The following is a 25,537-nucleotide window of genomic DNA, read 5'->3' as shown; positions in this document are numbered from 1 at the left end:
TGTTCCGCTCCCGCTTCCTCGCTAGATTGACGGCAATACCTTCAAAATAAGGATTGCTGATGAAGTACAACGGCTTCTCGTTGATCGAGACGATGGTCGTCGTGGTCCTGCTCGCGATTGGCGCGGCTGCCGCGACGCCTTCGTTCGTCGCCTGGCGCGTACGCGACGAAGTGAATGCACGTTCGAATGCGCTGCTCGGCACATTCGCTTATGCACGCAATGAGGCGATCCGGCGCAAGGTGCGCATCACCGTCTGCCGTATCGACGTGGCTCGGCATTGCCTTGCGGCCAACAAGGCTTGTCCGTCGGGGGCGGCCGACTGGTCGTGCGGATGGGCCGTGATGGCCGAAGGCCCGGGGGCAATGCGTCCCTTGCGTGTGCAGCCCGCGCGCGATGACGTTGCGATCGCGTCGCAGTTGACTGCGATCACGTTTACACCGCCGGCGGGGCAGGCCATCGGGGTGCTTCGCAGCTTCGATATCGCCCCGCGCGCCGTTGGCGCAGCCACACGCGGCGCACCATGGCGCCGCTGCATTCGCATCGCGGCGGCTGGGCGCGCGCGCATCAGCGAGGGCGCGTGTGGAGGCGCGTCGTGAAGCGGCGGCGCGGCGGAACCGCGTGTGGCGCGACGCTGCTCGAGGTTGCATTGGCGATGGCCGTCATGGCGGTTTGCGTGCTTGGTCAACTGGGCACGCAGATCGCCATGGCGCGGCATGCGCGGGTCGCGGGTGAGCGCGAGCGCGCGGCGTTCGCGGCCGATGCGATCGCGGAGGCGTCGCTCGGGGCATCCACGAGGGCCGCAGACGAGTGGAAGGCGAGGGTTCCGGCTATCGTGCCGCTGGGTACCGTCGCACTGGCAAGCGCGGGCGCCGAGGGCGTTGCCGTGACCGTGACGTGGGTTGCCTCGCGCTACGCACTGGCGCCCGTTTCCTTGCCGCCGGACCTGTGCAATGGCGTGGCGGCCGCCGAGGGCCACGCATGCGTCTCGCTGGCGTTCGCCAAATGACGAGCGGCCGGTTCAGGGTGAGGAGGCGCAGCCACGGACATACGCTGCTGGAGCTGACGATTGCCGTCGCGCTCGGCCTCGTCGTGGCGGCGGGCGCGATTACGGCCTATCGTTCGCAGCACCAGGCATTCGTCGAGGCGACCGATGCCGCGCGCATTCACGAGGCGGGCATGAACGCAGTGCTGCTGATCGGAGAGCAGATCCAGATGGCGGGCTTTACGCCGGCCGATTCGCCGCAAGGGCTGGCCGTGAGCGGCATCTTCGGCTGCACTGCCGGGCGACCGGCGGGTGCCGATGCCAGTCCGACCTGTGAGACGTTGTCCAGCCGCTCGGACGGTATTGCGATTCGCTATGTGGGCGACACCGTCTCGACTTCGCGTTCGTCGTCGGGGGACGTGACCGACTGCCTCGGCCAGGCGGCAGGCGCGGAGGGCGCGCTGGTGGTCAACCGCTATCACGCGAAGCCGAGCAGTTCCACGGGCGAGCCGGAGCTGTACTGCGAAGGCTCGGGCAAGGTCGGGACCGCGCAGCCGCTCGTGGAGGGTGTCGAAAAGCTGCGCCTGCGCTACTGGCTGGCGGGTGCGAGCCAGCCAGTGGATGCTTCGTCGCTCGCGCGCGACCAGTGGCTCCAGGTCATTGCAGTCGATCTATGCGTTCAGGTGCGCGGCTCGCCGTCTACGCGCCGGGTGAGCTACGTCGATTGCAACGGCGCAACGATCGTCGCTGCCGATGGGCGTGCGCGCCAGATCTTCTGGCGCCACATCGCGCTACGCAATGCGCCAGGCGGTGCGGCATGAGCGGGGTACGCCGCCATTCGCCACGCAGGCAGCGGCGACGTCGAGGCATCGCGTTGCCGGTGGTACTGGTGATGGCGTCGATGATGCTCGTCACGTCGTCCGCCTGGTTCGAGGCTGCCTTGCTCGGAGCGCGCAATGCCAGTTTCATCGCCGACACGCTGCAGGCGTTTCATGCCGCCGACGCTGCGCTCTTGCTCTGCACGCGCGCGCTGGCCAATGGTTCCATGATCGCGCCGGCAGAGCCCGTGTTGACAGGCGAGCCGGCGGGCTGGCGCCAGCAAGCCGGCTTCGAAGCACGGGCCGTTGCCGCGACCGGCGCGTGGCCGGGCTCGGTCAGGCCGCCGCAATGTTTCGTCGAGGCGTGGCGTATCGAAAGCCGGCCCGCGGCGCGCGCCTTCATCGTGACGGCACGCGGCTTTGGCGCGTCCGAAGAGACGCAGAGCTGGCTGCAGGCACAGCTCGTGTTCGACGGCACGCATATCGAACGGCATTGGCGCCGCATTGCAGCGCGGCCTTTTTGACGAGACGCCAGGAAGGGAAAGGCGATGAGAGCCGGAAAACACGCATTCACACTGCTGGAGCTCGCCATGGCGCTTGCGGCGATGGCGATTGTCGCGGTCTTTGCGTTGCCGTCGTGGAGCGGTCAGATCGCGCGTAGCCATCGGATCGAGGCTGTTACGGCGCTCTATCGTGCAGCGCAATTCATCGATACACAGGTGTCGGTGCCGGCAATGCTGCCTGCGGGCTTAGATCAGTCGCCGCCGACAGGGCCGCCAGTCTACCGCCTGCGTCTGTTGCCCGCGGACGAATCGAACGGCGGTTATGAACTGGAGGCTTCCCCGGTCGCCACCGGGCCGATGCATGGCGACCCTTGCGGAACCTTCACGCTCGACGCGACAGGAACACGCGGCAACCGGGCCGTCATGGCCGACACGGTCGCGCAGGCGACGGAGGAATGCTGGCGCGGGCGCTGAGGGACCCGGGCAGCGAGGGGGCGTCAGTAGCCCGCGTCAGGGGACTCGTCAGACGAACTGGCCCGCGCGGGGCGGCCGTTCTGGCGTCGCATCTGCTGCCACACGCGATACGCCTCCCACGCGGTGAATGCGAGGCCGCCCCACTTGATGATCGGGCGGGCCGCCGAAACGAGGCTGCTGCGTAGCGGCTTGGCGACGACCAGCGAGACGAGCGAGCTCAGCAGCGGATATTGCTTGAGCAGATTGCCGATTCCGGCACCCGCCGAGGCAACGCTGCTTGCGCGACTGAAGCCGGGCATGAGAAAGCGCAGCCAGCTGAAATGGATGGCCCGCTCGCGCAGCTCGACGATCGTTCCGGCCATTTCGGCACGCTCCACGCTCGCGCGGACGATCAGCAGTTCCTTGCGCAACGCGCGCAGCTGCGGCGTGGAAAGCTCGTGGGAGCGCGGACGGGCAGGGCGAAAGGCAGTATCCGGTCTCGGTTGGTTCATGGCGTCGGCTGGGTTGAGTAGCGTTTCCTGGCGATCAATGCTTACGAAGGATTTCGCGGTCCTTCTCGAACTCTTCCAGCGTCGCCTGGAAAACCAGTGGGGCATTGCGCAGCCCGCTGCGTGCCTTGAGCGCACAGACGAGCGCGGCCAGCGCGTAGACAGCGGTGATCACGGCCAGCGCCTGCCAGCGCCAGGTGTCCCAGAAGGCGATCGCAATCAGCGCGGTCAGCGCGATCAACGCCATGGTGGCGAGCATCATCGCCGCGAGGCCGAGAAACAGGACGGCGAGCAGACGCTCCTTCTCCTCCGCCAGTTCGATGCCGATGAGCTCGAGCCGGGTTTGCAGCATCGCGAACGCAGAGCCGAGCAGCCGTCGCAGCGGTCCGTGGTCGTGTTGTGGCGATTGGGTATCTGTTGTCATGGCGGGAGCAGGTTGCGCATGCGCTTGCGCGAGGAAAGACGGGCCGGTGCGGCGCACCGGCCCGCGGTAGGGCATGGCGCCCGGGCAAGCGCGGCGGTACGGACCGCCAGGCCAGTCGCCGGGCGCGGCGCTCGCTTACTTGCGGTTGATCAGCAGACCAACCAGCACGCCAACGCCTGCCGCGATACCGATCGACGTCCACGGATGCTCATGAACGTAGTCGTCGGTGGCGCGCGCCGCCTTCTTGCCCTTCTCGATCACCACGACCTGAACGTCGGCCGCTTTCTCCTTCGCCTGTTTCAGGCGGGAGAGCGCCGTTTCGCGCAGTTCGGACGCTCGTTCGCCGGTGGCGCTCGCTGCTTGCTTGAGCAGATCCTCTGCATCCGCGAGGACGGTCTTGATATCCGACATCAGCCTCTCCTTGTTGACTTCTGACATTGACTGGCTCCCTTCGTGTTACGCCACGCGTGAATCGTAACAAAGAAACGGACGCTGGCGAGTGCGGCGCGCACCCGGAGCGTTTGTGGCGCACTTATTGTTCCTGTGCTGCAACGGCTCGCGTCGCACGGCACACCAGGCTTTATGGAGTTGATCTGGCCCGAGAAGTTTCCGCGATCCGGTCCGAAATTACCAAAACTCATAATAGTGTGAGGCGATGTTTGTTCGCGGTGCAGGCGGACTCCCGTATGCTTGGAGGCTCGAGGTCTTTCGTGTTCGAAGCCCGGCCGGTGCCGGGAGATTCCATCCACACTCCATTCAAGGAAACGCACCATGAGTCTACGTCTTGGCGATATCGCACCCGACTTCGAGCAGGATTCGAGCCTCGGCCGCATCAGCTTCCACGAGTGGCTCGGCGACAGTTGGGGCGTGCTGTTTTCCCATCCCGCCGACTTCACGCCTGTTTGCACGACCGAACTCGGCCTCACGGCCAAGCTCAAGGACGAATTCGAGAAGCGCGGCGTGAAGACGATCGCGCTGTCGGTGGACAGCGCCGAGTCGCACAACGAGTGGATCAAGGATATCAACGAGACGCAGGCGGCGAGCGTCGGCTTTCCGATTCTCGCGGACGGCGATCGCAAGGTCTCCACGCTGTACGACATGATCCACCCGAACGCGAACGAGACGCTCACCGTGCGTTCGCTCTTCGTGATCGATCCGAAGAAGAAGGTGCGGCTCATCATCACCTATCCGGCCAGCACGGGCCGCAACTTCGACGAAGTGCTGCGCGTGATCGACTCGCTGCAGCTCACGGACAACCATCAGGTCGCGACGCCCGGCAACTGGAAGCAGGGTGACGACGTCGTGATCGTGCCTTCGTTGAAGGACGAAGAGGTGATCAAGCAGAAGTTCCCGAAGGGGTACAAGGCGCTGCGTCCGTATCTGCGTCTTACGCCGCAGCCGAACAAGTAAGCAATCCTCCGGGCATCGACCCGGATACCACCCAGGCAAAAAGCAAAAGCGCCGCATATCGTGCGGCGCTTTTTTCATGCGTTGATGCCTGCGGTTGATGCCTGCGCAGGGGCCGTTCAGAAGAACGCCTGAATACCCGTTTGCGCGCGGCCGAGAATCAGCGCGTGGATGTCGTGCGTACCCTCGTAGGTGTTGACCACTTCGAGGTTCACGAGGTGGCGCGCCACGCCGAATTCGTCGGAGATGCCGTTGCCGCCCATCATGTCGCGGGCGAGGCGGGCGATGTCGAGCGACTTGCCGCACGAGTTGCGCTTCATGATCGAGGTGATCTCCACCGCGGCCGTGCCTTCGTCCTTCATGCGGCCAAGGCGCAGACAGCCTTGCAGGCCGAGTGTGATTTCGGTCTGCATGTCGGCGAGCTTCTTCTGGATCAGCTGATTGGCGGCGAGCGGACGGCCGAACTGCTTGCGGTCCAGCACGTACTGGCGCGCGGTGTGCCAGCACGACTCGGCGGCGCCGAGCGCGCCCCAGGCAATGCCGTAGCGCGCCGAGTTCAGGCAGGTGAACGGTCCGCGCAGGCCCTTCACGCCCGGCATGATGTTTTCCTCCGGCACGAACACTTCGTCGAGCACGATCTCGCCCGTGATCGACGCGCGCAGGCCCACCTTGCCGTGAATCGCCGGCGCCGAGAGGCCTTTCCAGTCCTTCTCGAGGATGAAGCCGCGAATATCGTCCTTGCCGTTCTCCTCGAGCTTCGCCCAGACGACGAACACGTCCGCGATCGGCGAATTCGTGATCCACATCTTCGCGCCCGTGAGCGAATAGCCGCCGTTCACCTTCTTCGCGCGCGTGATCATGCTGCCCGGGTCGGAGCCATGATTCGGCTCGGTGAGGCCGAAGCAGCCGATCCATTCGCCGCTCGCGAGCTTCGGCAGGTACTTCTGCTTTTGCTCTTCCGAGCCGAATTCGTAGATCGGCACCATGACGAGCGACGACTGCACCGACATCATCGAACGGTAGCCGGAGTCGATGCGCTCCACTTCGCGCGCGATCAGCCCGTAGCTCACGTAGTTCAGGCCCGGGCCGCCGTACTGCTCGGGGATGGTCGGGCCGAGCAGGCCCACTTCGCCCATTTCACGGAAGATCGCGGCATCGGTCTTTTCGTGGCGGAACGCCTCCAGCACGCGCGGCGCGAGCTTGTCCTGCGCGTACGCGGCAGCGGCGTCGCGCACCATGCGTTCGTCTTCGGTGAGCTGCTGGCTCAGCAGCAGCGGATCTTCCCAATGAAACTGGGCGGGTTCGGCCATGATGTCTCTCCTCCAAAGGGGAATCTGTACTTGACAAGAGTTCCGCAATGCGGAACAATGTTTTGCAAATTGACTCCAGTGTATCACCTACGCGCCTATGTCTGCATCTGGATTCCCCTTATCCGGCTCGCTGCCCGATGGCGAGATCGACGAGCGCAAGTTCGTCGTCGCGCTCGCGCGCGGCCTCGAATTGCTGCGCGCGTTCCGCCCCGGCGAAACGCTGCTTGGCAACCGCGATTTCGTCGCGCGCACCGGGCTGCCGAAGGCCACCGTGAACCGGCTCGCGTACACGCTCACCGTGCTCGGCTATCTGCGCTTCGATGAGGCGCTCGGCAAGTACGCGCTCGATGCGGGCGTGCTCTCGCTCGGCTTCACGATGCTCTCGAACACCGACGTTCTCGAGCTTGCGCGACCGCACCTGCGGGCCTTCGCGCGCGAGGTGGGGGCGGCGGTGTCGCTCGGTTGCCGTGACGGGCTCGAGATGATCTATCTGGAAACGATCCGCAGCGAGACCGCGCTCACGCTCGGTCTGGCTTCGGGTTCGCGTCTGTCGATGCTGACGAGTTCGATGGGCCGCGCGTATCTGGCGGTTCAGCCGCCCGATGTGCGTGCGGCGCTGCTGGCCGAGCTGGGGAAAGCGGCGGGCGCGGAAGGTCCGGCGCAGGTGGAGGCCGCGCAGCATGAGATCGGGATATTCGCGAAAGAGGGCTGCTGCTACTCGTTTCGCGACTGGCACGACGACGTGAACGCCGTTGCGGTGCCGTTTCGCGAGCCGCGCGAGCGCCGCTGGCTCGTGTTGAGCTGCAGCGGACCGGCGTCGTCGATGGGACCGGACGTGTTTCGCGAGCGCGTAGCGCCGCTGCTCAAGTCGCTGGCGCGGCGGCTGGGGGAGACAGCTTCAGGCGCCGCGGCCTGAGCCTCGCATAGAAATGAGCAATGCCGGGAAGATTGTCCCGGCATTGTAATGAGAAGGAGGCTTGAAGCCCCTTTGGACGTTCCGACGAATGGCCCGCAGACGCGGCCGGACTCAGTGGTTCAGGCGACCGAGCAGCAGGAACTCCATCAACGCCTTCTGGACGTGCAGACGGTTTTCCGCCTCGTCCCACACCACGCTTTGCGGTCCGTCGATCACTTCCGCGCTGACTTCTTCGCCGCGGTGGGCGGGCAGGCAGTGCATGAAGAGGGCGTCGGGTTTGGCGAGCGCCATCATCTCGGCGTCGACGCACCAGTCGGCGAACGCCTTCTTGCGCGCCTCGTTCTCGGCTTCGAAGCCCATGCTCGTCCAGACGTCGGTGGTGACGAGGTCGGCGCCTGCGCAGGCCGCGTGCGGATCCTCGAACACTTCGAAGAACGGCTTGCTTTCTTCCGCGACGAGCGCCGCGTCGAGCGGGTAGCCCGGCGGCGTCGAGATGGTCAGCTTGAATTCCAGAATCTGTGCCGCCTCGATCCACGTGTAGAGCATGTTGTTCGCGTCGCCGACCCAGGCGACCGTCTTGCCGCGGATCGGGCCGCGATGCTCGTAGTACGTGAAGATGTCGGCCAGCACCTGGCAGGGGTGGTATTCGTTCGTCAGGCCATTGATGACCGGCACGCGCGAGTTCTCGGCGAAGCGCGTGAGAATGTCCTGGCCGAACGTGCGGATCATGATGATGTCGACCATGCGCGAGATCACCTGGGCCGCGTCTTCGATAGGCTCGCCGCGGCCGAGCTGCGTGTCGCGCGTGTTCATGAACACGGCATGGCCGCCGAGCTGGAAGATGCCGGCTTCGAACGAGAGCCGCGTACGCGTGGAGTTCTTCTCGAAGATCATCGCGAGCGTGCGATCGTGCAGCGGATGATACGTCTCGTAGTTCTTGAATTTGCGCTTGAGGATGCGGGCACGCTCGAGCACATATTCATAATCTTCAAGAGAGAAATCCTTGAACTGCAGGTAATGGCGTAGGGTCCGGGAGGTCATGAAACGAAAGCGGCGCCGGATCCGGCCTCGGAACTGCAGGATGGGCCGGCGACGCCGCTGCGGTTGGTGGTAAGTCGATGCAGCATAAAGGATTTTGCCGGATTTGACGAGTCGTCCGAAAGTCGTGCGGGGGGTAGGGCAGGGCCAGGCGCTTTGCCGTCGGGGCGGTATTTCGGAGGCGGAGGACACTCGCCGGAGCGGCTTGTGTGCGGTGCGGAAAGACCCCTGCCAGGCTATAATCGCGGGGTTTTCTCTCAGGCACGATAGCGAGCCTGTACGCAGGCCGGAAGCCCGTGACCCGCATCCCGCCGGCAACTCGTGGGTGACGCGAGCGTGCCGCCACACAGGTACCGTACATGGCCGACGAAGCCCCAACCGAATACTTCATTCAAGGCGTCACCTCGAACGGAAAGACCTTTCGCCCCAGCGACTGGTCGGAACGCCTCGCGGGCGTGATGTCGAGCTTCGGTCCGAAGGCGTCGGCGAACGCGCGGGGGCCGAATGCCTATCTGCGGTACTCGCTGTATGTCCGGCCGACGATGATCGGCGACCTGAAGTGCGTGATCCTCGATTCGCGGCTGAAAGACATCGAGCCGATGGCATTCAACTTCGTGATGAATTTCGCCAAGGACAACGACCTGCTCGTGACCGAGGCGTGCGAGCTGCCGCACGATCATCCGACCCAGCAGGGCGGCGGAAGCTGATTCTCGCAGCAGAATGACGCAACCCGCCACGGCGGGTTTTTTTACGTCCGCCTTGGCGTCTGCCTCGACGTTCGCCTTGCGAGCGTATGACTTGCAGGCACAAGCCGCGCAAAAACAAAAAAACCCGCCGGAGCGGGTTTTTCGTGCTGCAGTGGAAACAGGAAGCGGCCGTGGCGGCGCGCTTTCCGTATCGCTTACTGCATGGCCTTGACGGCGGCGGCGAGGCGGCTCTTGTTGCGAGCGGCCTTGTTCTTGTGAACGATCTTCTTGTCGGCGATGATGTCGAGCGTCTTTGCCGAAGCCTTCAGAATTTCTGCGGCCGCTGCCTTGTCGCCGGCGTCGATTGCCTTGCGGACAGCCTTGATAGCGGTGCGGAACTTCGAGCGCAGCGCCGAGTTGTGCGAGTTTGCCTTCGAGGCCTGACGGGCACGCTTGCGTGCTTGTGCGGAGTTTGCCATTACGATTCCTTGAGTTTTCAGAGCGTAAGCCCGCCGACATCGAGTCGGGCCAGACTACGCTCCTTGCCTGGATTTGAGCTTCCGGGACCGATGCCCAAAAGCGCAAAACGGTATTTGCCGGTGGCGCCTTCACTGCGCCCAGACTGCACCATGAATGCGCGCAGTCCGCCGGCTGCGCCTTTTGTGCCAAAGTCGAAAAGGGCGGCCAGATCACATGACGTTTGCCGACAGCCCGTTTCCGCTTTCTTTCCAAGACGCGGTTTCTAGATCTAAGAAAGACCAAGAATCGACGATTATAGCAACAAGATCATGGGCGTGGCAATCGCCCTGCTTTATATGTGCGGGCTCGCGTGGAGTATCGAGGCAGGAAAAAGGGCTTGATCGCGGCGTTCCGCCGGTTCGCAATCCGATCGGATTTATGCATTCGTAACCGAACGCCGACTTCTGCGCATGGTCAGATTCGCGGATCGTCGCAGATCACAAAGAGGCGAAGTATGGCCGCAGCACAACCCGGCCGATTTCGCGACACCCGTATAATAAGCGCCCCATGAATCTATTCCGAGCCCTGCTGACGGTCAGCGGCTTCACGCTGCTGTCGCGCGTGACCGGTCTGGCCCGTGAAACGCTGATTGCCCGCGCGTTCGGCGCGAGTCAGTTCACCGACGCCTTCTACGTTGCGTTCCGCATTCCCAACCTCCTGCGCCGGATCTCGGCGGAGGGGGCATTCTCCCAGGCATTCGTGCCGATCCTCGCGGAGTTCAAGAACCAGAAAGGGCATGATGCCACGCGCGACCTCGTCGACGCCACCTCGACCGTGCTCGCCTGGGTGCTCGCCATACTCTCGGTGCTCGGCATCGTCGGCGCCTCGGTCGTCGTGACGGTCGTGGCCTCGGGCCTCAAGAGCGACGGGCAGGCGTATCCGCTCGCCGTCACGATGACGCGCATCATGTTCCCCTATATCGTGTTCATCTCGCTCACGTCGCTCGCGTCGGGCGTGCTGAACACCTACAAGCAGTTCTCGCTGCCGGCGTTCGCGCCGGTCCTGCTCAACGTCTCGTTCATCGTCGCGGCCGTGTTCTTCGCGCCGCACATGAAGCAGCCGGTCTATGCGCTCGCGTGGGCCGTGATCGTCGGCGGCGTGCTGCAGTTTCTCGTCCAGCTGCCGGCCTTGAAGCGCATCGACATGATGCCGCGCATCGGCTGGCATCCGCTCAAAGCGCTCGCGCATCGCGGCGTGAAGCGCGTGCTCGCGAAGATGGTGCCGGCGATGTTCGCGGTCTCGGTCGCGCAGATCAGCCTCATCATCAATACGAACATCGCATCGCGCCTCGGCGCGGGTGCGGTTTCGTGGATCAACTATGCCGACCGGCTCATGGAGTTCCCGACCGCGCTGCTCGGCGTGGCGCTCGGCACGATCCTGCTGCCCAGCCTTTCCAAGGCGCACGTCGATGCGGATCCTCACGAGTATTCGGCGCTGCTCGACTGGGGGCTGCGCGTGACGTTCCTGCTTGCCGCGCCTTCGGCGATCGCGCTGTTCTTCTTCGCCGAGCCGCTCACGGCAACGCTGTTCCACTACGGCAAGTTCGATGCGAATTCGGTCGTCATGACGGGCCGTGCGCTTGCTGCCTACGGCGTGGGCCTCATCGGCCTCATTCTCATCAAGATCCTCGCGCCGGGCTTTTACGCGCGCCAGGATATCAAGACGCCTGTGAAGATCGGCGTGGGCGTGCTCATCGCCACCCAGGTCAGCAACTACATCTTCGTGCCGGTCTTCGCGCACGCGGGCCTCACGCTCTCGGTCGGGCTCGGCGCCTGCATGAACGCGCTGCTGCTCTTCATCGGCCTGCGCCGGCGCGGGATCTATATGCCCTCGTCGGGTTGGGCGAAGTTTTTCGTGCAATTGCTCGGGGCATGCCTCGTGCTGGCAGGAACGATGCACTGGTGCGCGATCAGCTACGACTGGATCGGCCTGCGCCACGAACCCTTCATGCGCATCGCGCTGCTCGGCGCCTGCCTCGTGCTGTTTGCAGCGCTATATTTCGGTATGCTGTGGTTGATGGGCTTCAAGTACGCTTACTTCAAGAGGCGGGCGAAGTGATCACGATGAACACGCGGGTACTGGATTATTTCAGCGCGCTCGTCGCCGAAGACGACAGCCTGCCGCTCACCGAAGCGGCACTCGCGATCGCTCAGGATGCGTACCCCGATCTCGATCTGCAAGGCACGCTCGCGGAAATCGACGAGCTGGCACTGCGTGCGCGCCGCCGCGTGCCCGAAGACGCCGACGTGCGCGAGCGCGTCGCCGCCCTGAATCAATGCTTTTTCCGCGAATTCGGCTTCGCCGCCAATCTCAACGACTACTACGATCCCGACAACAGCCACCTGAACGCCGTACTGCGCCGCCGCCGTGGCATTCCCATTTCGCTGGCGGTGCTCTATCTGGAGATTGCGGGTCAACTGGGGCTGCCGGTGCGGGGCGTGTCGTTTCCGGGCCATTTCCTGCTGCGCGCGTCGCTGCCGGGCGGGGATGCGATGTTCGACCCCACCACGGGCCGCGGGCTGACCGAATCCGATATGGTGGAGTTGCTGGAGCCTTACGTGGCGAAGGCCGGCGATTCGGTCGTGCGCACGTTGCGCGTGCTGCTCGAGCCGGCCACGCGCCGCGAGATCGTCGCGCGCATGCTGCGCAATCTCAAGGCGATTTATTTGCAGACGGAGCGCTGGGAGCGCCTGCTCGGCATCCAGCAGCGGCTCGTGATCCTGCTGCCGTATAGCATCGAGGAAGTGCGCGATCGCGGCTTTGCCTATGCGCGGCTCGATTACCTGCGCCCCGCGCTAGAAGACCTTGAGCATTATCTCGACGAGCGGCCCGATGCCGAAGACGCCATAGTGGTCGAATCGCAACTGCAGGAGCTGCGCCAGCGCACGCTCGATAACGAGCAGGGCTGAGCGCGTCCAACCGTTCGTGAAGCAAAAAGCCCACGCATTGTGCGTGGGCTTTTTGCTTCTGGCGTGCCGTGCTTATTTCGGCTGCATGCGGATTGCGCCGTCGAGGCGGATCACCTCGCCGTTGAGCATCGGATTCTCGAAGATCTGCTTGACGAGCATCGCGTACTCCGCGGGCTTGCCGAGGCGCGACGGGAACGGGACCATCGCGCCGAGCGCGTCCTGGACTTCCTTGGGCATGCCGAGCAACATCGGCGTTTCGAAGATGCCCGGGGCGATCGTCATCACGCGGATGCCGCTGCGCGAGAGGTCGCGCGCGATCGGCAAGGTCATGCCGACCACGCCGCCCTTCGAAGCCGCGTAGGCCGCCTGGCCGATCTGGCCGTCGTAGGCCGCGACCGACGCCGTATTGACGATCACGCCGCGCTCGCCGCCTTCGTTGGGCGCGGTCTGCGCCATGGCGGCGGCCGCGAGGCGGATCATGTTGAACGTGCCGATCAGATTGACCGAGATGGTCTTCGCGAACACATCGAGCGGATGCGGGCCGTCCTTGCCGACCGTCTTCACGGCGGGCGCGATGCCCGCGCAATTGACGAGGCCGTGCAGCGCGCCGAGCGCGGTGGCGGCGGCGACCGCGCGCGCGCCGTCCTCTTCGCTCGCGACGTTGCACTTCACGAACGCGCCGCCCAGCTCTTTCGCGAGCGCGTTGCCGGCTTCCTCGTTCAGGTCGGCGATGACGGCCTTGCCGCCTTCGGCGGCGATCAGGCGCGCCGTGGCCGCACCGAGGCCCGAGGCCCCGCCGGTGATGATGAATACGTTGTCGCGGATCTGCATGCTGTGTCTCTGCTCCATTTGTTATGGTCGTCGTGCGGGCGGCGTGCACGAAAAAACGGGCCGCCCGGCGTCGCGCTCATGGCGCGGCGCCGGCCGGCCCGCAGACATACCAGCATGATCCGAGGCCGGCAGTGGGGTAGCCGGCCTTGCCGGTTTCTTTCCGGCTGGCCAGCCTAAGTGCTACTTGAGGCGCTACGCGAGAACGGTCTTACTTGAGCGCGTCGAACACGCGCGCGCGAATTTCGTCGACGGTGCCGAGGCCCGAGATCGCGCGATATTCCGGCGCCTTCAGACCGTTTTCCGCGCCACGCTTCGCCCAGTCGCTGTAGTAGGCGATGAGCGGCTTCGTTTGCGCGACGTACACGTCGAGACGCTTGCGCACGGTCTCTTCCTTGTCGTCGTCGCGCTGGACGAGCGGCTCGCCCGTCACGTCGTCGGTCATGTCCACCTTGGGCGGATTGAACTTGAGGTGGTAGGTGCGGCCCGATGCCGGATGCATGCGGCGACCGCTCATGCGCGTGATGATCTCGTCGAACGGCACGTCGATCTCGAGCACGTAGTCGATCGGCACGCCGGCCTGCTTCATGGCTTCGGCCTGCGGCAGCGTGCGCGGGAAACCGTCGAACAGATAGCCGTTCTTGCAGTCCGCTTCCTGAAGGCGCTCCTTCACGAGATTGATGATCAGTTCGTCGGTCACGAGCTCGCCCGCGTCCATGAAGCGCTTCGCCTCGAGGCCGAGCGGCGTGCCGGCCTTCACGGCCGCGCGCAGCATGTCGCCGGTCGAGATCTGCGGAATGCCGAACTTTTCCTTGATGAAGCTTGCCTGGGTTCCCTTGCCCGCGCCCGGGGCGCCCAACAGGATCAAACGCATGTCAACAATCTCCGATCTATGTGAATTCTTGCGGCGCGGCTTGCCTTTCTTCGGCAGGCGTTAGCGGCGTCGTGCGTCTCTCCCCCGTTCGCAAAAGCGACCGCTTCGGCATGTGCCGGCGGGGGCAGCGATACACCCCGCGCAGCAGCGTCGCGTGTCGGACACGGCGACGGCGCAGCAGGGCGAGATCGGCGAAATATGGGGAAACCCCGACGCACAAAGGCTTTAGACGGCTCGCGCAAACAATTGATTATGCCACGGGTTTTTTACGGTATTACCGGAATTAAGTCCGGTATAACGCCTGCACGCGAGCGAGGTCGGCCGGCGTATCCACGCCCGGCGCGGGCGCTTCTTTCGTCACGAGCACCGCGATGCGCTCGCCGTGCCACATCGCCCGCAACTGTTCGAGCGCCTCGACTTGCTCGATCGGCGAGTGGGCGAGCGACGGATAGCTGCGCAGGAATTTCGCGCGATAGGCGTACAGGCCGATGTGCCGGTAAACGCTCGCCGGAGCAGGCGGGGCGGGCATTACGGCCAGATCGAGGCGCTCGGGCGACCAGTGCGGCTGCCATGCGTCGCGGGCCCAGGGAATGGGCGCGCGGGAGAAGTAGAGCGCTACGCCGCGCGCATCGAGCACGACCTTCACGACGTTCGGATTGAGGATTTCGTCGGGAGCCGTGATCGGATGGGCGGCCGTTGCGATCGCGCATTCCGGATGCGTGGCGAGGTGCGACGCAACGTCGCATATGAGGGCAGGGTCGATCAGCGGCTCGTCGCCCTGCACGTTGACGACGATCGTGTCGTCGCTCCAGCCATAGTGTGTCGCGACTTCGGCGAGCCGGTCGGTGCCCGAGGGATGGTCGGCGCGCGTGAGCATCGCCTCGAAGCCGTGCTCGCGCGCGGCGTCCAGCACACCCGGCGCGTCCGTCGCGATCAGTACCTGCTGTGCGCCCGACGCCTGCGCGCGTTCGGCCACGCGCACCACCATGGGTTTGCCGCCAACGTCGGCGAGCGGCTTGTTCGGCAGCCGCGTGGAAGCAAGGCGTGCGGGTACGACGGCGATGAAGGGTTGCACGGGTGCGCTCATACCCGGTTCAGGCCGCGCCGGGGCCGGCCGGATCGACCGGCGTGCCTTCCACGGTCTGTCGCGCTTCGTCCACGAGCATCACGGGAATGCCGTCGCGGATCGGATAAGCGAGCTTGTCGGCGTTGCAGATGAGCTCCTGCGCGGCGCGGTCGTAGCTGAGCGGGCCCTTGCAGATCGGGCAGACCAGGATTTCAAGCAGACGGGCGTCCACGGAGTTTCTCCACAACCAGAGTGATAAGGCGATGATCGAGCGCGGCAACCACGGGGACGACCCAGATGCGCGCATCGTTCCAGGCCCCCAATTTTACTGCATCCTTTTCGGTGACCAGGATCGCGTCGGCTTTCACCTCGGCAAACGGGTTGGTCGCGTAGGCGTAGTGGTCGGGCAGGGGCAGCGTGTGCGGCGCAAGCCCCGCGCCGCGCACGGTCGCGAAGAAGCGCTCCGGCGAGCCGATGCCGGCCGCCGCCACGAGGCGCTGTCCCACGAACTGCGAGAGCGGGCGGCGCAGCGCCGGGTTGGCCAGATGCCAGGCGTCGCCGGGTTCGAGCGTCAGCAGAAAGGTATCGGGCCAGGGCGGCAGCGCCCGCTCGAACGGATTGTTGACGAGCGTGGCGTCGCGGTGGCGCGAGAGCGGCTCGCGCAGCGGCCCGGCAGGCAGCAGGAAGCCGTTGCCGCCAAGGCGGTGGTCGAATACCACAAGCTCGAAGTCGCGCGCGAGGCGATAGTGCTGCAGGCCGTCGTCGCTGACGATCACGTCGACGTCCTCGTGCGCGGCGCGCAGCGCCTGCGCGGCGGCGACGCGGTCCGGCGAAACCCACACGGGCGCGCCGGTGCGGCGCGCGATGAGGAGCGGCTCGTCGCCGGCAAGCCGTGCCGCGGTGGCGCTCGTGACGGGCGTGGGGCGTTCGACCTTGGCGCCGTAGCCGCGCGAGACCACGCCCGGCGTGAAGCCCGCCGTGCGCAGCGCTTCGACGAGCGCGATCACGGTAGGCGTTTTTCCGGTGCCGCCCACCGTCACGTTGCCGACCACGACGACCGGCACGCCCACGTGGACGCTTTTGAGCCAGCCCGCTGCAAAGGCGGCGCGGCGCGCACCGCTCACGGCCGCGAAAAGCGCGGCGAGCGGCGTGAGCGCCCAGGCAAGCGGGCCGCGCCGCTGCCATTCCTGCGCGAGCCGGCTTTCGATGCGCGAGGCGAGGCCGCTCATCGGCACGCGCTCCACGTGCGCCCGGCGCCGCATGCGAGCGTCGCGCGCGATGGCTGCAGGGCAGGCAGGACGGGCTGGGCGGGCATCGGGCGGTTCTCCGGATCGTTGGGTGACGTGGTGTGGCTCAATATCTGCACTCGCGGTCCAGCCTTGCCGGACAGGGCAAGGAGCGCTTGCGTCCCGAAGCGGCGCGCGGACGCCGGCGGAACCTGGCACTCTAGCGCGGGAGGCGGGCGTGCCGCAAGCAGCCTGTCCGCGCGGTTTCGCTAACCTCCGGCCGGCGCGATTGCCGGCCCGCCTGTGGATAACTTTGTGGAGAAGTAGCCCCCGTGATGGCTGGAAAGCCCGCAAGCGGGGACTTCCGTCGGCGGAAGGTCATGGTATCTCGATAAAAAACATAATAAAATCAATCGTGTAGTAAAAATTTTGTGCGTCCGCGACCCGTTGTCGCCCCGCGTGGCGTCTGACCTGTGCGGTGTGGAAACCTCGCAGCGCTTGCCATAAGCCAGAAGCTTGTGCTGGACGCCGGGCGCCTCAACGGTCTATCGTCTGTCCGGCCTGGTTTTTCGCACGCTCCGCATGAATTCCGATCGATTCCCTGCTTCCCCCAACGCCTCCGGCGGCGATGTCGTCGTGCCGGTTTCGGCGCTCAACCGCGCGATCGCGTCGATGCTCGAACGCACGTTTCCGCTCGCGTGGATTTCGGGCGAGGTGTCCAATTTCACGCGCGCCGCGAGCGGGCACTGGTACTTCTCGATCAAGGACGCGCAGGCGCAGATCCGCTGCGTGATGTTCCGCGGCCGCGCGCAGTACGCCGAGTTCACGCCGCGCGAGGGCGACCGCATCGAGGTGCGCGCGCTCGTCACGATGTACGAGCCGCGCGGCGAGCTGCAGCTGAACGTGGAGGCGGTCCGGCGCACGGGGCAGGGGCGGCTCTACGAAGCTTTCCTGCGCCTGAAGGCGCAACTGGAGGCCGAGGGTCTCTTCGATCCCGAGCGCAAGCGCACGTTGCCGACTCATCCGCGCGCCATCGGCGTGATCACCTCGATGCAGGCCGCCGCGCTGCGCGACGTGCTCACGACCTTGTGCCGCCGCGCGCCGCACGTGCCGGTGATCGTTTACCCGGCGCCCGTGCAGGGCGCGGGGTCGGCCGAAAAGCTCACGGCCATGCTCGAAACGGCGAACGCCCGTGCTGAAGTGGACGTGCTCGTGCTGTGCCGCGGCGGCGGCTCGATCGAGGATCTGTGGTCGTTCAACGACGAGACGCTCGCGCGCGCGATTGCAGCGAGCGAGATTCCCGTGGTGAGCGGCGTGGGTCACGAGACCGACTTCACCATTGCCGACTTTGCCGCCGACGTGCGCGCGCCCACGCCCACCGGCGCAGCCGAACTCGTGAGCCCGCAGCGCGTGCTGCTGCTGCGCGAGCTGGACCAGCGCCATGCGGCGCTCGTGCGCGGCTTCGGCCGGCTCATGGAGCGGCGCGCGCAGCAGCTCGACTGGCTCGCGCGGCGCCTCGTTTCGCCCGCCGAGCGGCTCGCGCAGCAGCGTGCCCATTTGCGGCAACTGACGCTGCGGCTTGCCACGGCCGGCTCGCGCGCGGCGGCCGACGCCCGCGCGCGCTTTACCTTCGTGCAGATGCGCTGGCAGCGCGCGCGTCCCGACGCAGCGGCGCAGCTCGCGCAGGTCGAGGCGCTGGCGCGCCGCCTGAATGGCGCTTTTGAACGGCAGCGCGAGCGCAAAACCGCGCGAGTTTCCGAGCTTGCCGCGCGGCTCGAGGTGCTGAGCCCGCAGCGCACGTTCGAACGCGGCTATGCGGCGCTGCTCGACGCGCAAAGCGGCGCGGCGGTACGCGCGCCGGCCGCGCTCAAGCCGGGCAAGCGGCTGACCGTGCATCTCGCGGAAGGCAGCGCCGACGTGGCGCTCGCCGACGTGCAGCCGCGCCTCGCCGACGGGTTCTGATACCGGTTCCGATTCCGCATCTGACCGGACCCGCACGGCACGCCGCATGCGCAGCACAAAGGCGTGTGCCGCCACGCTCGCGTTCACGCTGCTGACACAGCGTTGCGCGAGGGTGGAACGGCGCATTCCTGCATGTAGCGCTCATGCCTCGAACCCGCCGCGAACCGGCTTCCGCGAGGTCGGCAGGCGTCCGGAAACCCTTGTGCAGCCGATATCCGGCATAAAGTCCACGCGTTTGCGGGGTTATTCCAAGTCGCCTACAATCGAGTGCTCCATGCCGGCGAATTTGTAGAACTTCACGCAGAACTCCCCATAACACGACGAAGGAACCGCATCATGTCATTTACGCTCCCGCCGCTGCCGTTCGCGAAGAACGCCCTCGTTCCGAACATGTCGGAAGAGACGCTCGAATACCACTACGGCAAGCATCACCAGGCCTACGTCACGAACCTCAACAACCTGATCCCGGGCACCGAGTTCGAAAAGCTCTCGCTCGAAGAGATCATCAAGAAGTCGTCGGGTGGCGTGTTCAACAACGCAGCCCAGATCTGGAATCACACGTTTTTCTGGAACAGCCTCTCGCCGCAGGGCGGCGGTGCGCCGGCGGGTGCGCTCGGCGACGCGATCAATGCGAAGTGGGGTTCGTTCGACGCGTTCAAGGAAGCGTTCTCGAAGGCCGCAGTCGGCAACTTCGGCTCGGGCTGGACGTGGCTCGTGAAGAAGGCGGACGGTTCGCTCGACATCGTCTCGACCAGCAACGCCGCCACGCCGCTCACGACCGACGCGAAGCCGCTCGTCACGATCGACGTGTGGGAACACGCTTACTACATCGACTACCGCAACGCGCGTCCGAAGTTCGTCGAAGCGTTCTGGAACATCGTGAACTGGGACTTCGCAGCGAAGAACTTCGCGTAAAGCGTCGCTTCCGCCGTGGTCCGTGCCGCCTTGCGCGGCACTCGCAAAAAGCCCTCGATTTTCAGGTCGAGGGCTTTTTACTGGCGCGTTCAAACTTCAGACTTCAGCCGAGCGCGTCGATCACCTGCTGCGTCGAGCGCACGTGTCCCATGTACGGGAACAGCTTCTCGAACGTGAAGCGATGCATGTCCTCGGCGAGGCTCGACGTGGCGTCCTCGACGAACACGAGCCGGAAGCTGCGATCGTAGGCCGCGCGCGCCGTCGACTCGACGCCGAAGTTCGTGGCAATGCCGCCCAGCACGATCGTGTCGATGCCGCGCCGGCGCAGTTGCAGCTCGAGATCCGTGCCGTAGAACGCACCCCACTGGCGCTTCGAAACGACGAGGTCGCCGGCTTGCACGCCGGTCTCCGGCACGAGCTCCGAAGCTTCGGCGGGCGCGGGCGGCGCGTCGGGCGCGCGCATGGAAACGTCGGCCTGGGGGAAATGCAGTTCGTTGAGCAGCACGCGCACCCATACGATGGCGGCGCCCTTGGCGCGCATCGCGTCGGCAAGCTGCTTCGCGTGCGTCACCACCTGCTGGCCGCCGTGCGGCGCAAGCGGGCGGCCCACAATGCCGTGCTGGAGATCGATCATTACGAGCGCCGTGCGGCTCGGGTCCAAAGAGAAGGCTTGCGTCATGGGGCACCTGTATGTGAGGATGGGCTCAGATAATGATACACCAGATGTGAGGGAGGCTTCAGATATGGCGGCAGATGCAGCGGACGATCCCACCGCCTCGCGGCGCGTGCCGCGCCAGGAGCGCGCGGCGCGCACGGTCCTGGCGCTGCTCGACGCGGCGGGGGACGCGTTTGCCGAGCGCGGCTTCGAAAGCGCGACGATGACGCAGATCGCGCAGCAGGCCGGCGTGTCGATCGGCGCGGCGTATCAGTACTTTCCGAACAAGGAGGCGCTGGCGTTCGCGCTGCGCAAGCGCTACGGCGACGAAATCGACGCGCGCTGGAGCGCGCTGATCGATGCCGAAGGCACGCATGCGCAACTGCCGCTCGCCGAGCTCGTCGAGCGGCTCTTCGACATGATGGTCGAGCTGATGGCCGACTATCCCGCGTATTTGCCGCTCCTTTCAGTATCGCTGGATTTCCGGCGCGACGCGGCGGCGCGCAACCGCCTGCGCGAGCGTTTCGCGGCGCTCTTCGCGCGCTACGACGAAACGCTCGCCGCCGACGAGGCCTTTCGCGTTGCCGAGGTGATGCTGCAGATCATCAAAAGCCTCAATCCGCTCTACGCGGCGGCGAAACCGAAGGAGCGCAAGCTGCTCGTTGCCGAGTACAAGGGCGTGCTCTCGGCGTGGCTTGCCGCCAGGCTCGGTTGAGCCGCACGAACCTTCGGCGCTAACGCGCAAGCTGCTCGTCGCGCGAGCCGATCACACGGTCGATCAGCCCGTACTGGGCGGCTGCCTCGGCGGACATGTAATTGTCGCGGTCCGTGTCCTTCACGATCTGCTCGACGCTCTTGCCCGTGCGCTCGGCCAGCATGGCGTTCAGGCGCTCGCGTTGATACAGCACCTCGCGCGCCTGGATTTCGATGTCGGCGGCCGTGCCCTGGCCGCCGCCCGAAGGCTGGTGAATCATGATGCGGGCGTTTGGCAGTGCGTAGCGTTTTCCGGGGGCGCCCGCCGCGAGCAGGGAGGTGCCCATGCTCGCGGCGAACCCGGTGCACAGCGTCGAGACGTCGGGCCTGATGAACGCCATCGTGTCGTAGATCGCGAGGCCGTCGTACACCGAGCCGCCCGGCGAGTTGATATACAGGCTGATGTCCTTTTCCGGGTTCTCGGCTTCGAGAAAGAGCAGTTGCGCGACGACGAGGCTCGCGGTCTGCTCGTTCACGGGCCCCACGAGAAACACGATGCGCTCGCGCAGCAGGCGCGAATAGATGTCGTAGGCGCGCTCGCCGCGCCCGGAGGTTTCGATGACGGTGGGCACGAGATTGAGCGCGCTCGGGCGCATTGAAGCATGATGTACGTTGTTGGGGGGCATGGATATCCTCGCGGTGGAAGGGAACGGCTTGACGCTTTGCATCGGTATTGCGTTGCCGTTGCCATGACGCGCGGCCGGTGCGTTTCGTGACGAAAATATTTTTTCGGCCACCTGTCACATCCGGGCGTCGCCGAACGTCTCACGCGTGGAATATCGGCAATCCTCTTGAGGCGAAGGAGCAATGCGAATGACGCAGAGTGCAGACGAAACCCGCGAATCGGGCACCGGCCGCGCCGCGGCCACTTTTGATGCCATGCGCGGCCGGCTGCTGGCGCTGGCTGCGCGGGTGCTGGGCAGCCGCGCGGAAGCCGAGGACGTCGTGCAGGATGCCTGGCTGCGCTGGCGGGACGCCGAGGCCGAAAGCCTGCGCGCGCCGCAGGCCTGGCTTACCACGGTGACCGTGCGCCTCGCCATCGACCGGTTGCGGCGCTTGCGCCGCGAGCGCGAAGGCGAGGCGCTCGCGCGGCTCACGCAGCCGTGGCTCGACGACGTTGCGCCTTCGGCCGAGGAGGCGGGGCTGCGGGCCGCGCGCCTGGCGCAGGCGTGGCTCATGCTGCTGGGACGGCTTGGCCCCATCGAGCAGGCCGCGTTCGTGCTGCGCGAGGCGTTCGAGTGCGATTACGCCGAGATCGCGGCGCTGGTGGGGTGCACGAGCGCGCATTGCCGCCAGATCGTGCACCGGGCGAAGGCGCGGCTCGCGCGCGCGCCGGACGTGCGCCGGGCGTCCGAGGCGCCGGCCGACCCCGCGCAGCAGGCGCGCGTGGTGGAGCGGCTGCGCGAGGTGCTCGAAGCACAGGACCGCGCGGGGCTGATGGAGCTGCTCGGCTTGGCGGCGGCGGGGCCGCGGCGCGCGGAAAAGGCCGTGGCGGCGGTGCTCGATGTGTCGATGGCGGCCATGGAGCAAGGCGCGCTGCATGCCGAGGCGCTCACGCTCGAGGGCGAGCCGGGCATTGCGCTCGTCGCCGAAGATGGCGAGCTGGCGGCGTGGCTGCGCGTGCGTATGTGCGTCGCGGCCGCTGGCCGAGCCGAACCGGTGCTGTGCATCGAGGCGAGCGTGAATACACCCGCGCTGCGGGAAGCCAATCGCGCCTTCGGCGGCGCGGCGGTGCGCCGGTTGCTCGTGCGGGTGGCGTGCGGGGTGAGCGGCGGCGTGCTGGTCGGCTAGCCGCCCGTTTCCTGACCGCGCTGGCCGGTCACTTCCCAGTTGATATCCACGCACAGCACCTGCAGACCGTGCGGCGTTTGCGCCGCGATCGACGCGGTCACGCACAGATGCGCTTCGTTGATCGACAGATAGGGCGGCGTGAGATGCACGCGGCCCGGCGCGCGCATCGCGCCGATGAAGTAGGGGCGCCGCTCCCAGCTCGCGCCTTCCGAATGCAGCAGCGGGCGAAAGCGCTTGGTCCGCTGCGTCGTGCGGCCTTCGGGCACCACGTTGTCGCCGATCTGGCGGCCCGACGCGTCCAGAAGAAAGCAGCGCGCCGTTTCCTCGAGGTCGAGCAGCGTCGTCGTCGCGTCGTTCATGGACGCCCCCGCGTCGAGCTTCGCGGCAGCCGTTTCCATGGCGCTCACATAAGGCGCGAGGCGCAGCGACTGCGCGCGTTCGCGCTGGGTCACGCGCTCGCGCAGCCCTGCCGAGAGGTCGTCCATCAGCCGCGCGGCCGTGGTCGGCGGCACTGGCTCGACTTCGGGCCGCGCGAAATAGGCGCCCTGCACGAAGTCGGCATTGCTTTCCAGCGCGATTAGCGCGTCGCGCTCCGTCGAGAGCCCGCCCACCAGCACGAGCTGGCCGGACTCGTGCAGCATCGAGACGAGACCGGGCAGCACGCGCTCGATGTGCGCGTGGCGGCTTGCCTGCGTGAGCAGGCTGCGGTCGAGCGTGACGATGTCGGGGCGCAGCTGCCAGACGCGGTCGATGTTCGAGTGCTTCGCGCCGAAGCCGTCCAGCGCGATCACGAAGCCGCTTTTGCGCAGCCCGTCGATGATTTCCGCGAAGCGCGAGTTTTCGCCGCCCGCCTGCTCCGACACTTCGAGCACCACGCGCTGCGGCTGCAGCCCGAGCGTCTTGAGGCCGGCGAGCAGGGCGTCGCCGTAGCTCGTGTCCATGAGCGCGGCGGGGTGCAGGTTCAGGAAGAGCCATTCGTCATGCGAATCGAACGCATTGAAATTGCCGAGGTGCAGCGATTCGGCGAGACGGCCGAGTTCCAGCAGATCGCCGCGGCGCGCGGCCTGCGTGAACACTTCCTGCGACGGCACCTGCACGCCGTGCTCGTCGTGCGCGCGCAGCGTGGCGTGATAGCCGATTGCGCGGCGGTGGGCGACCGAGAACACCGGCTGGAACACGCTGAACACGGTGTAGCTGCCGTACAGCACGGTGCGGCGGGCGCCTTCCACGCCGGCGACAGGGCGCGACTGGAAGCCGGGGGGATCGAGGTCGATCATGCTCGTCGTCATATCGAGGGGAGGCGCGCGATCGGAACGCTACGCCGAAGCGTCAAGTTTACAGGATAGGTCAGCAAAAAGTATGCGCGTTCGGGAACAGGCGCGCCGGGCGGCATGCGGCGACACCGGATGGCATGGCGGCTGGCCCGCGCGGCGGGCATGCGCGCACCGCGCGGTCGCGGCATGCACTGCGGCGGTGCGCGGCGGCTGCGCGCGCAACGATGTCCTGTTGTTCGCGAGGTTTGCCGGGCCCGCTAGGTCCGCTCGGACGGATCGGTCTTCTTCGCCGTGTGCCGCAGATCGGGCGCGAGCTGCCCGAAGATCCACGACGAAGCGGCCGTGATGATGCCGACACAGATGAACGTGGCGTGGAAGGCGGGGACCACGTTCGAGCCCGTGGCGTGGCGGACGAGCCCGCTGAACGTCGTGAGGAGCGCGCCCGCGACGGTCACGCCGAGGCTCATCGAAAGCATCTGCACGAGCGAGAACAGGCTGTTGCCGCTGCTCGCGCCGCCCGTGCCGAGGTCCTTGAGCGTGAGCGTGTTCATCGCGGTGAACTGCATCGAGTTCACGCTGCCGAAGATCGCGAGCTGCACGATGCGCAGCCATAGCGGCTCGCCGGGGGTAGAGAGCGCGAAGCTCGCCATCGCGAAGCCCACGAGCACGGTATTGGTCACGAGCACGCGGCGGTAGCCGTAGCGCATGATGAGGCGCGTCACGAGGCGTTTGGAGAACATGCCCGCGGCGGCCGTGGGCAGCATCATGAGGCCCGCTTCGAACGGCGTGTAGCCGAGTGCGACCTGCAGCAGGAGCGGGATCAGATACGGCATCGCGCCGCTGCCGATGCGCGCGAACATGTTGCCGAGCAGCCCCACGCTGAACGTGTGGATCTTGAAGAGATCGAGCGAGAAGATGGGCCGCGGCGTGCGCACGGCATGCAGCCCGTAGGCGACGAAGGCGGCGAGCGAGAGGATCAGCAGCACGAGCACGGCGGCTTCCTGGATGCCGAGTTCGGCGCGGCCGTCGAGCGCGAACGAGATCGTCACCATGCCTGTCACGAGCAGCAGGTAGCCGGGCAGGTCGAAGCGCGGCGTGTCGGGATTGCGGCTATCGGGCATGAAGATGAACGTGGCGATGCAGCCCGCCACGCCCACGGGCACGTTGATGAGAAAGATCCAGTGCCATGAAGCGATCTGCACGAGCCAGCCGCCCAGCGTCGGGCCGATCAGCGGGCCGATCAGGCCGGGAATCGCGACGAACGAGAGCGCGGGCAGATAGCGTTCGGCGGGAAAGGTGCGCAGCACGGCGAGCCGCCCCACCGGCAGCAGCATCGCGCCGCCCACGCCTTGCGCGATGCGCGAGAGCACGAGCTGCATGAGCGTGTGGGAGCTGGCGCACAGCAGCGAGCCCACCGTGAAGACGAGAATTGCGCCGAGAAACACGCGGCGCGTGCCGAGCTTGTCGGCGAGCCAGCCGGAGACCGGGATCATCACGGCCATCGTCAGCGAATACGCGATCACGACCGACTGCATGCTGAGCGGGCGCTCGCCGAGGCTCGTCGCCATCGCGGGCAGCGCCGTGTTGACGATGGTCGAGTCGAGGGTCTGCATGAAGAAGCCGGTGGCGACGAGCCACAGCATGACGGACAGCGAACGGGGCGAGGGCGTGGCGGCGGACGTCGGGCTGGCGGGGGCGGACATGGGGCGGCAGGGGCGC

At 66.2% G+C, this 25,537-nt stretch carries 29 protein-coding genes; 14 read left to right on the top strand and 15 right to left on the bottom strand.

Going from position 1 to position 25,537, the window contains the following annotated elements; translation table 11 throughout:
* The first annotated feature begins 59 nt into the window (after nucleotides 1-59).
* Genes BAC01S_RS07470 through BAC01S_RS07450 form a run of 5 tightly spaced genes read left to right on the top strand, consistent with a single transcriptional unit; the run spans nucleotide 60 to nucleotide 2,777 of the window.
* Nucleotides 60-596, top strand: a complete 537-nt coding sequence (locus BAC01S_RS07470) for a GspH/FimT family pseudopilin (protein ID WP_027794196.1) — start codon at nucleotides 60-62, stop codon at nucleotides 594-596.
* Entirely contained in the window at nucleotides 593-1,006 is a 414-nt protein-coding gene (locus tag BAC01S_RS07465; protein ID WP_027794195.1) for a type IV pilus modification PilV family protein, read from the top strand. The genes BAC01S_RS07470 and BAC01S_RS07465 overlap by 4 nt, the downstream gene beginning before the upstream one ends.
* The gene (locus BAC01S_RS07460) at nucleotides 1,003-1,803 is read left to right on the top strand and encodes a PilW family protein (protein ID WP_043201549.1); all 801 of its coding nucleotides are present in this window, start codon (nucleotides 1,003-1,005) and stop codon (nucleotides 1,801-1,803) included. The genes BAC01S_RS07465 and BAC01S_RS07460 overlap by 4 nt, the downstream gene beginning before the upstream one ends.
* A gap of 59 nt (nucleotides 1,804-1,862) precedes the next feature.
* Entirely contained in the window at nucleotides 1,863-2,324 is a 462-nt protein-coding gene (locus BAC01S_RS07455; RefSeq protein ID WP_245616540.1) for a pilus assembly PilX family protein, read from the top strand.
* A 24-nt stretch (nucleotides 2,325-2,348) separates the two neighbouring features.
* The gene (locus BAC01S_RS07450) at nucleotides 2,349-2,777 is read left to right on the top strand and encodes a type IV pilin protein (protein ID WP_027794192.1); all 429 of its coding nucleotides are present in this window, start codon (nucleotides 2,349-2,351) and stop codon (nucleotides 2,775-2,777) included.
* Between the two features lie 23 nt (nucleotides 2,778-2,800).
* Here BAC01S_RS07450 and BAC01S_RS07445 read toward each other — a convergent pair whose 3' ends face one another.
* From BAC01S_RS07445 to BAC01S_RS07435, 3 genes are all read right to left on the bottom strand, one after another.
* Nucleotides 2,801-3,268: a DUF3318 domain-containing protein gene (locus tag BAC01S_RS07445; RefSeq protein ID WP_027794191.1), complete on the bottom strand. Its 468-nt coding sequence runs from the start codon at nucleotides 3,266-3,268 to the stop codon at nucleotides 2,801-2,803.
* Between the two features lie 34 nt (nucleotides 3,269-3,302).
* On the bottom strand, nucleotides 3,303-3,689 hold the full coding sequence (locus BAC01S_RS07440) for a phage holin family protein (protein ID WP_027794190.1): 387 nt from the start codon (nucleotides 3,687-3,689) through the stop codon (nucleotides 3,303-3,305).
* Between the two features lie 135 nt (nucleotides 3,690-3,824).
* On the bottom strand, nucleotides 3,825-4,127 hold the full coding sequence (locus tag BAC01S_RS07435) for a DUF883 family protein (protein WP_027794189.1): 303 nt from the start codon (nucleotides 4,125-4,127) through the stop codon (nucleotides 3,825-3,827).
* A gap of 333 nt (nucleotides 4,128-4,460) precedes the next feature.
* Here BAC01S_RS07435 and BAC01S_RS07430 point away from each other — a divergent pair, with 333 nt between their 5' ends.
* Nucleotides 4,461-5,099, top strand: a complete 639-nt coding sequence (locus BAC01S_RS07430) for a peroxiredoxin (protein ID WP_027794188.1) — start codon at nucleotides 4,461-4,463, stop codon at nucleotides 5,097-5,099.
* Nucleotides 5,100-5,215: 116 nt separating this feature from the next.
* Here BAC01S_RS07430 and BAC01S_RS07425 read toward each other — a convergent pair whose 3' ends face one another.
* Nucleotides 5,216-6,406 carry an acyl-CoA dehydrogenase gene (locus BAC01S_RS07425; RefSeq protein ID WP_027794187.1) on the bottom strand — a complete coding sequence of 397 codons (1,191 nt, stop codon included), beginning with the start codon at nucleotides 6,404-6,406 and terminating at the stop codon, nucleotides 5,216-5,218.
* Nucleotides 6,407-6,503: 97 nt separating this feature from the next.
* Here BAC01S_RS07425 and BAC01S_RS07420 point away from each other — a divergent pair, with 97 nt between their 5' ends.
* Nucleotides 6,504-7,322, top strand: a complete 819-nt coding sequence (locus BAC01S_RS07420; RefSeq protein WP_043201546.1) for an IclR family transcriptional regulator — start codon at nucleotides 6,504-6,506, stop codon at nucleotides 7,320-7,322.
* A 111-nt stretch (nucleotides 7,323-7,433) separates the two neighbouring features.
* On the opposite strand, the gene argF is transcribed toward BAC01S_RS07420, so the two are convergent.
* Complete coding sequence (argF, locus tag BAC01S_RS07415; protein WP_027794185.1) at nucleotides 7,434-8,363, bottom strand: ornithine carbamoyltransferase; 930 nt, start codon at nucleotides 8,361-8,363, stop codon at nucleotides 7,434-7,436.
* 356 nt (nucleotides 8,364-8,719) lie between these two features.
* On the opposite strand from argF, the gene BAC01S_RS07410 reads away from it, so the two are divergent.
* Complete coding sequence (locus tag BAC01S_RS07410) at nucleotides 8,720-9,067, top strand: DUF3579 domain-containing protein (protein WP_027794184.1); 348 nt, start codon at nucleotides 8,720-8,722, stop codon at nucleotides 9,065-9,067.
* A 194-nt stretch (nucleotides 9,068-9,261) separates the two neighbouring features.
* Here BAC01S_RS07410 and rpsT read toward each other — a convergent pair whose 3' ends face one another.
* Complete coding sequence (gene rpsT / locus BAC01S_RS07405; RefSeq protein WP_027794183.1) at nucleotides 9,262-9,525, bottom strand: 30S ribosomal protein S20; 264 nt, start codon at nucleotides 9,523-9,525, stop codon at nucleotides 9,262-9,264.
* A 547-nt stretch (nucleotides 9,526-10,072) separates the two neighbouring features.
* Between rpsT and murJ the strand changes: the two genes are divergently transcribed.
* A complete protein-coding gene (murJ, locus tag BAC01S_RS07400) occupies nucleotides 10,073-11,623 on the top strand; it encodes a murein biosynthesis integral membrane protein MurJ (RefSeq protein ID WP_027794182.1) in 1,551 nt (516 codons plus the stop codon).
* 5 nt (nucleotides 11,624-11,628) lie between these two features.
* A complete protein-coding gene (locus BAC01S_RS07395) occupies nucleotides 11,629-12,474 on the top strand; it encodes a SirB1 family protein (RefSeq protein ID WP_043201615.1) in 846 nt (281 codons plus the stop codon).
* Nucleotides 12,475-12,546: 72 nt separating this feature from the next.
* Here BAC01S_RS07395 and BAC01S_RS07390 read toward each other — a convergent pair whose 3' ends face one another.
* The 5 genes from BAC01S_RS07390 to lpxK form a co-directional block, all read right to left on the bottom strand.
* Nucleotides 12,547-13,305, bottom strand: a complete 759-nt coding sequence (locus BAC01S_RS07390; RefSeq protein WP_027794180.1) for a 3-hydroxyacyl-CoA dehydrogenase — start codon at nucleotides 13,303-13,305, stop codon at nucleotides 12,547-12,549.
* 208 nt (nucleotides 13,306-13,513) lie between these two features.
* The gene (gene adk / locus BAC01S_RS07385; RefSeq protein WP_027794179.1) at nucleotides 13,514-14,176 is read right to left on the bottom strand and encodes an adenylate kinase; all 663 of its coding nucleotides are present in this window, start codon (nucleotides 14,174-14,176) and stop codon (nucleotides 13,514-13,516) included.
* Between the two features lie 283 nt (nucleotides 14,177-14,459).
* Nucleotides 14,460-15,263 (bottom strand): 3-deoxy-manno-octulosonate cytidylyltransferase, encoded by an 804-nt coding sequence (kdsB, locus tag BAC01S_RS07380; RefSeq protein ID WP_027794178.1) that lies wholly within the window; start codon nucleotides 15,261-15,263, stop codon nucleotides 14,460-14,462.
* Between the two features lie 7 nt (nucleotides 15,264-15,270).
* The gene (locus BAC01S_RS07375; protein ID WP_027794177.1) at nucleotides 15,271-15,474 is read right to left on the bottom strand and encodes a Trm112 family protein; all 204 of its coding nucleotides are present in this window, start codon (nucleotides 15,472-15,474) and stop codon (nucleotides 15,271-15,273) included.
* Nucleotides 15,455-16,471 (bottom strand): tetraacyldisaccharide 4'-kinase, encoded by a 1,017-nt coding sequence (gene lpxK / locus BAC01S_RS07370; RefSeq protein ID WP_027794176.1) that lies wholly within the window; start codon nucleotides 16,469-16,471, stop codon nucleotides 15,455-15,457. Before lpxK ends, BAC01S_RS07375 begins: the two co-directional genes overlap by 20 nt.
* 579 nt (nucleotides 16,472-17,050) lie before the next feature.
* Here lpxK and xseA point away from each other — a divergent pair.
* Nucleotides 17,051-18,430: an exodeoxyribonuclease VII large subunit gene (gene xseA / locus BAC01S_RS07365; RefSeq protein WP_027794175.1), complete on the top strand. Its 1,380-nt coding sequence runs from the start codon at nucleotides 17,051-17,053 to the stop codon at nucleotides 18,428-18,430.
* Nucleotides 18,431-18,766: 336 nt separating this feature from the next.
* Nucleotides 18,767-19,345 (top strand): superoxide dismutase [Fe], encoded by a 579-nt coding sequence (gene sodB / locus BAC01S_RS07360; RefSeq protein ID WP_027794174.1) that lies wholly within the window; start codon nucleotides 18,767-18,769, stop codon nucleotides 19,343-19,345.
* A gap of 103 nt (nucleotides 19,346-19,448) precedes the next feature.
* Here sodB and BAC01S_RS07355 read toward each other — a convergent pair whose 3' ends face one another.
* Nucleotides 19,449-20,024: an isochorismatase family protein gene (locus BAC01S_RS07355; RefSeq protein ID WP_027794173.1), complete on the bottom strand. Its 576-nt coding sequence runs from the start codon at nucleotides 20,022-20,024 to the stop codon at nucleotides 19,449-19,451.
* 64 nt (nucleotides 20,025-20,088) lie between these two features.
* On the opposite strand from BAC01S_RS07355, the gene BAC01S_RS07350 reads away from it, so the two are divergent.
* A complete protein-coding gene (locus BAC01S_RS07350) occupies nucleotides 20,089-20,715 on the top strand; it encodes a TetR/AcrR family transcriptional regulator (RefSeq protein WP_043201543.1) in 627 nt (208 codons plus the stop codon).
* Nucleotides 20,716-20,734: 19 nt separating this feature from the next.
* On the opposite strand, the gene clpP is transcribed toward BAC01S_RS07350, so the two are convergent.
* On the bottom strand, nucleotides 20,735-21,379 hold the full coding sequence (gene clpP, locus BAC01S_RS07345; protein WP_281175878.1) for an ATP-dependent Clp endopeptidase proteolytic subunit ClpP: 645 nt from the start codon (nucleotides 21,377-21,379) through the stop codon (nucleotides 20,735-20,737).
* 187 nt (nucleotides 21,380-21,566) lie between these two features.
* On the opposite strand from clpP, the gene BAC01S_RS30600 reads away from it, so the two are divergent.
* On the top strand, nucleotides 21,567-22,544 hold the full coding sequence (locus tag BAC01S_RS30600; protein ID WP_052408709.1) for a sigma-70 family RNA polymerase sigma factor: 978 nt from the start codon (nucleotides 21,567-21,569) through the stop codon (nucleotides 22,542-22,544).
* On the opposite strand, the gene BAC01S_RS07335 is transcribed toward BAC01S_RS30600, so the two are convergent.
* Both BAC01S_RS07335 and mdtD read right to left on the bottom strand, forming a co-directional pair.
* Nucleotides 22,541-23,821, bottom strand: coding sequence for an EAL domain-containing protein (locus BAC01S_RS07335; RefSeq protein ID WP_174442442.1), 1,281 nt, complete (start codon nucleotides 23,819-23,821; stop codon nucleotides 22,541-22,543). The two genes, BAC01S_RS30600 and BAC01S_RS07335, sit on opposite strands and share 4 nt — an antisense overlap.
* 254 nt (nucleotides 23,822-24,075) lie before the next feature.
* Entirely contained in the window at nucleotides 24,076-25,521 is a 1,446-nt protein-coding gene (gene mdtD, locus BAC01S_RS07330; RefSeq protein ID WP_027794169.1) for a multidrug transporter subunit MdtD, read from the bottom strand.
* Between the last annotated feature and the right edge of the window lie 16 nt (nucleotides 25,522-25,537).

It is taken from the genome of Paraburkholderia acidipaludis NBRC 101816, from assembly GCF_000684975.1.
GTDB classification, from domain to species: Bacteria; Pseudomonadota; Gammaproteobacteria; order Burkholderiales; family Burkholderiaceae; genus Paraburkholderia; species Paraburkholderia acidipaludis.
Note: the sequence above shows the minus strand (reverse complement) of the source record. Positions and strands in the feature narration are given on the sequence as shown.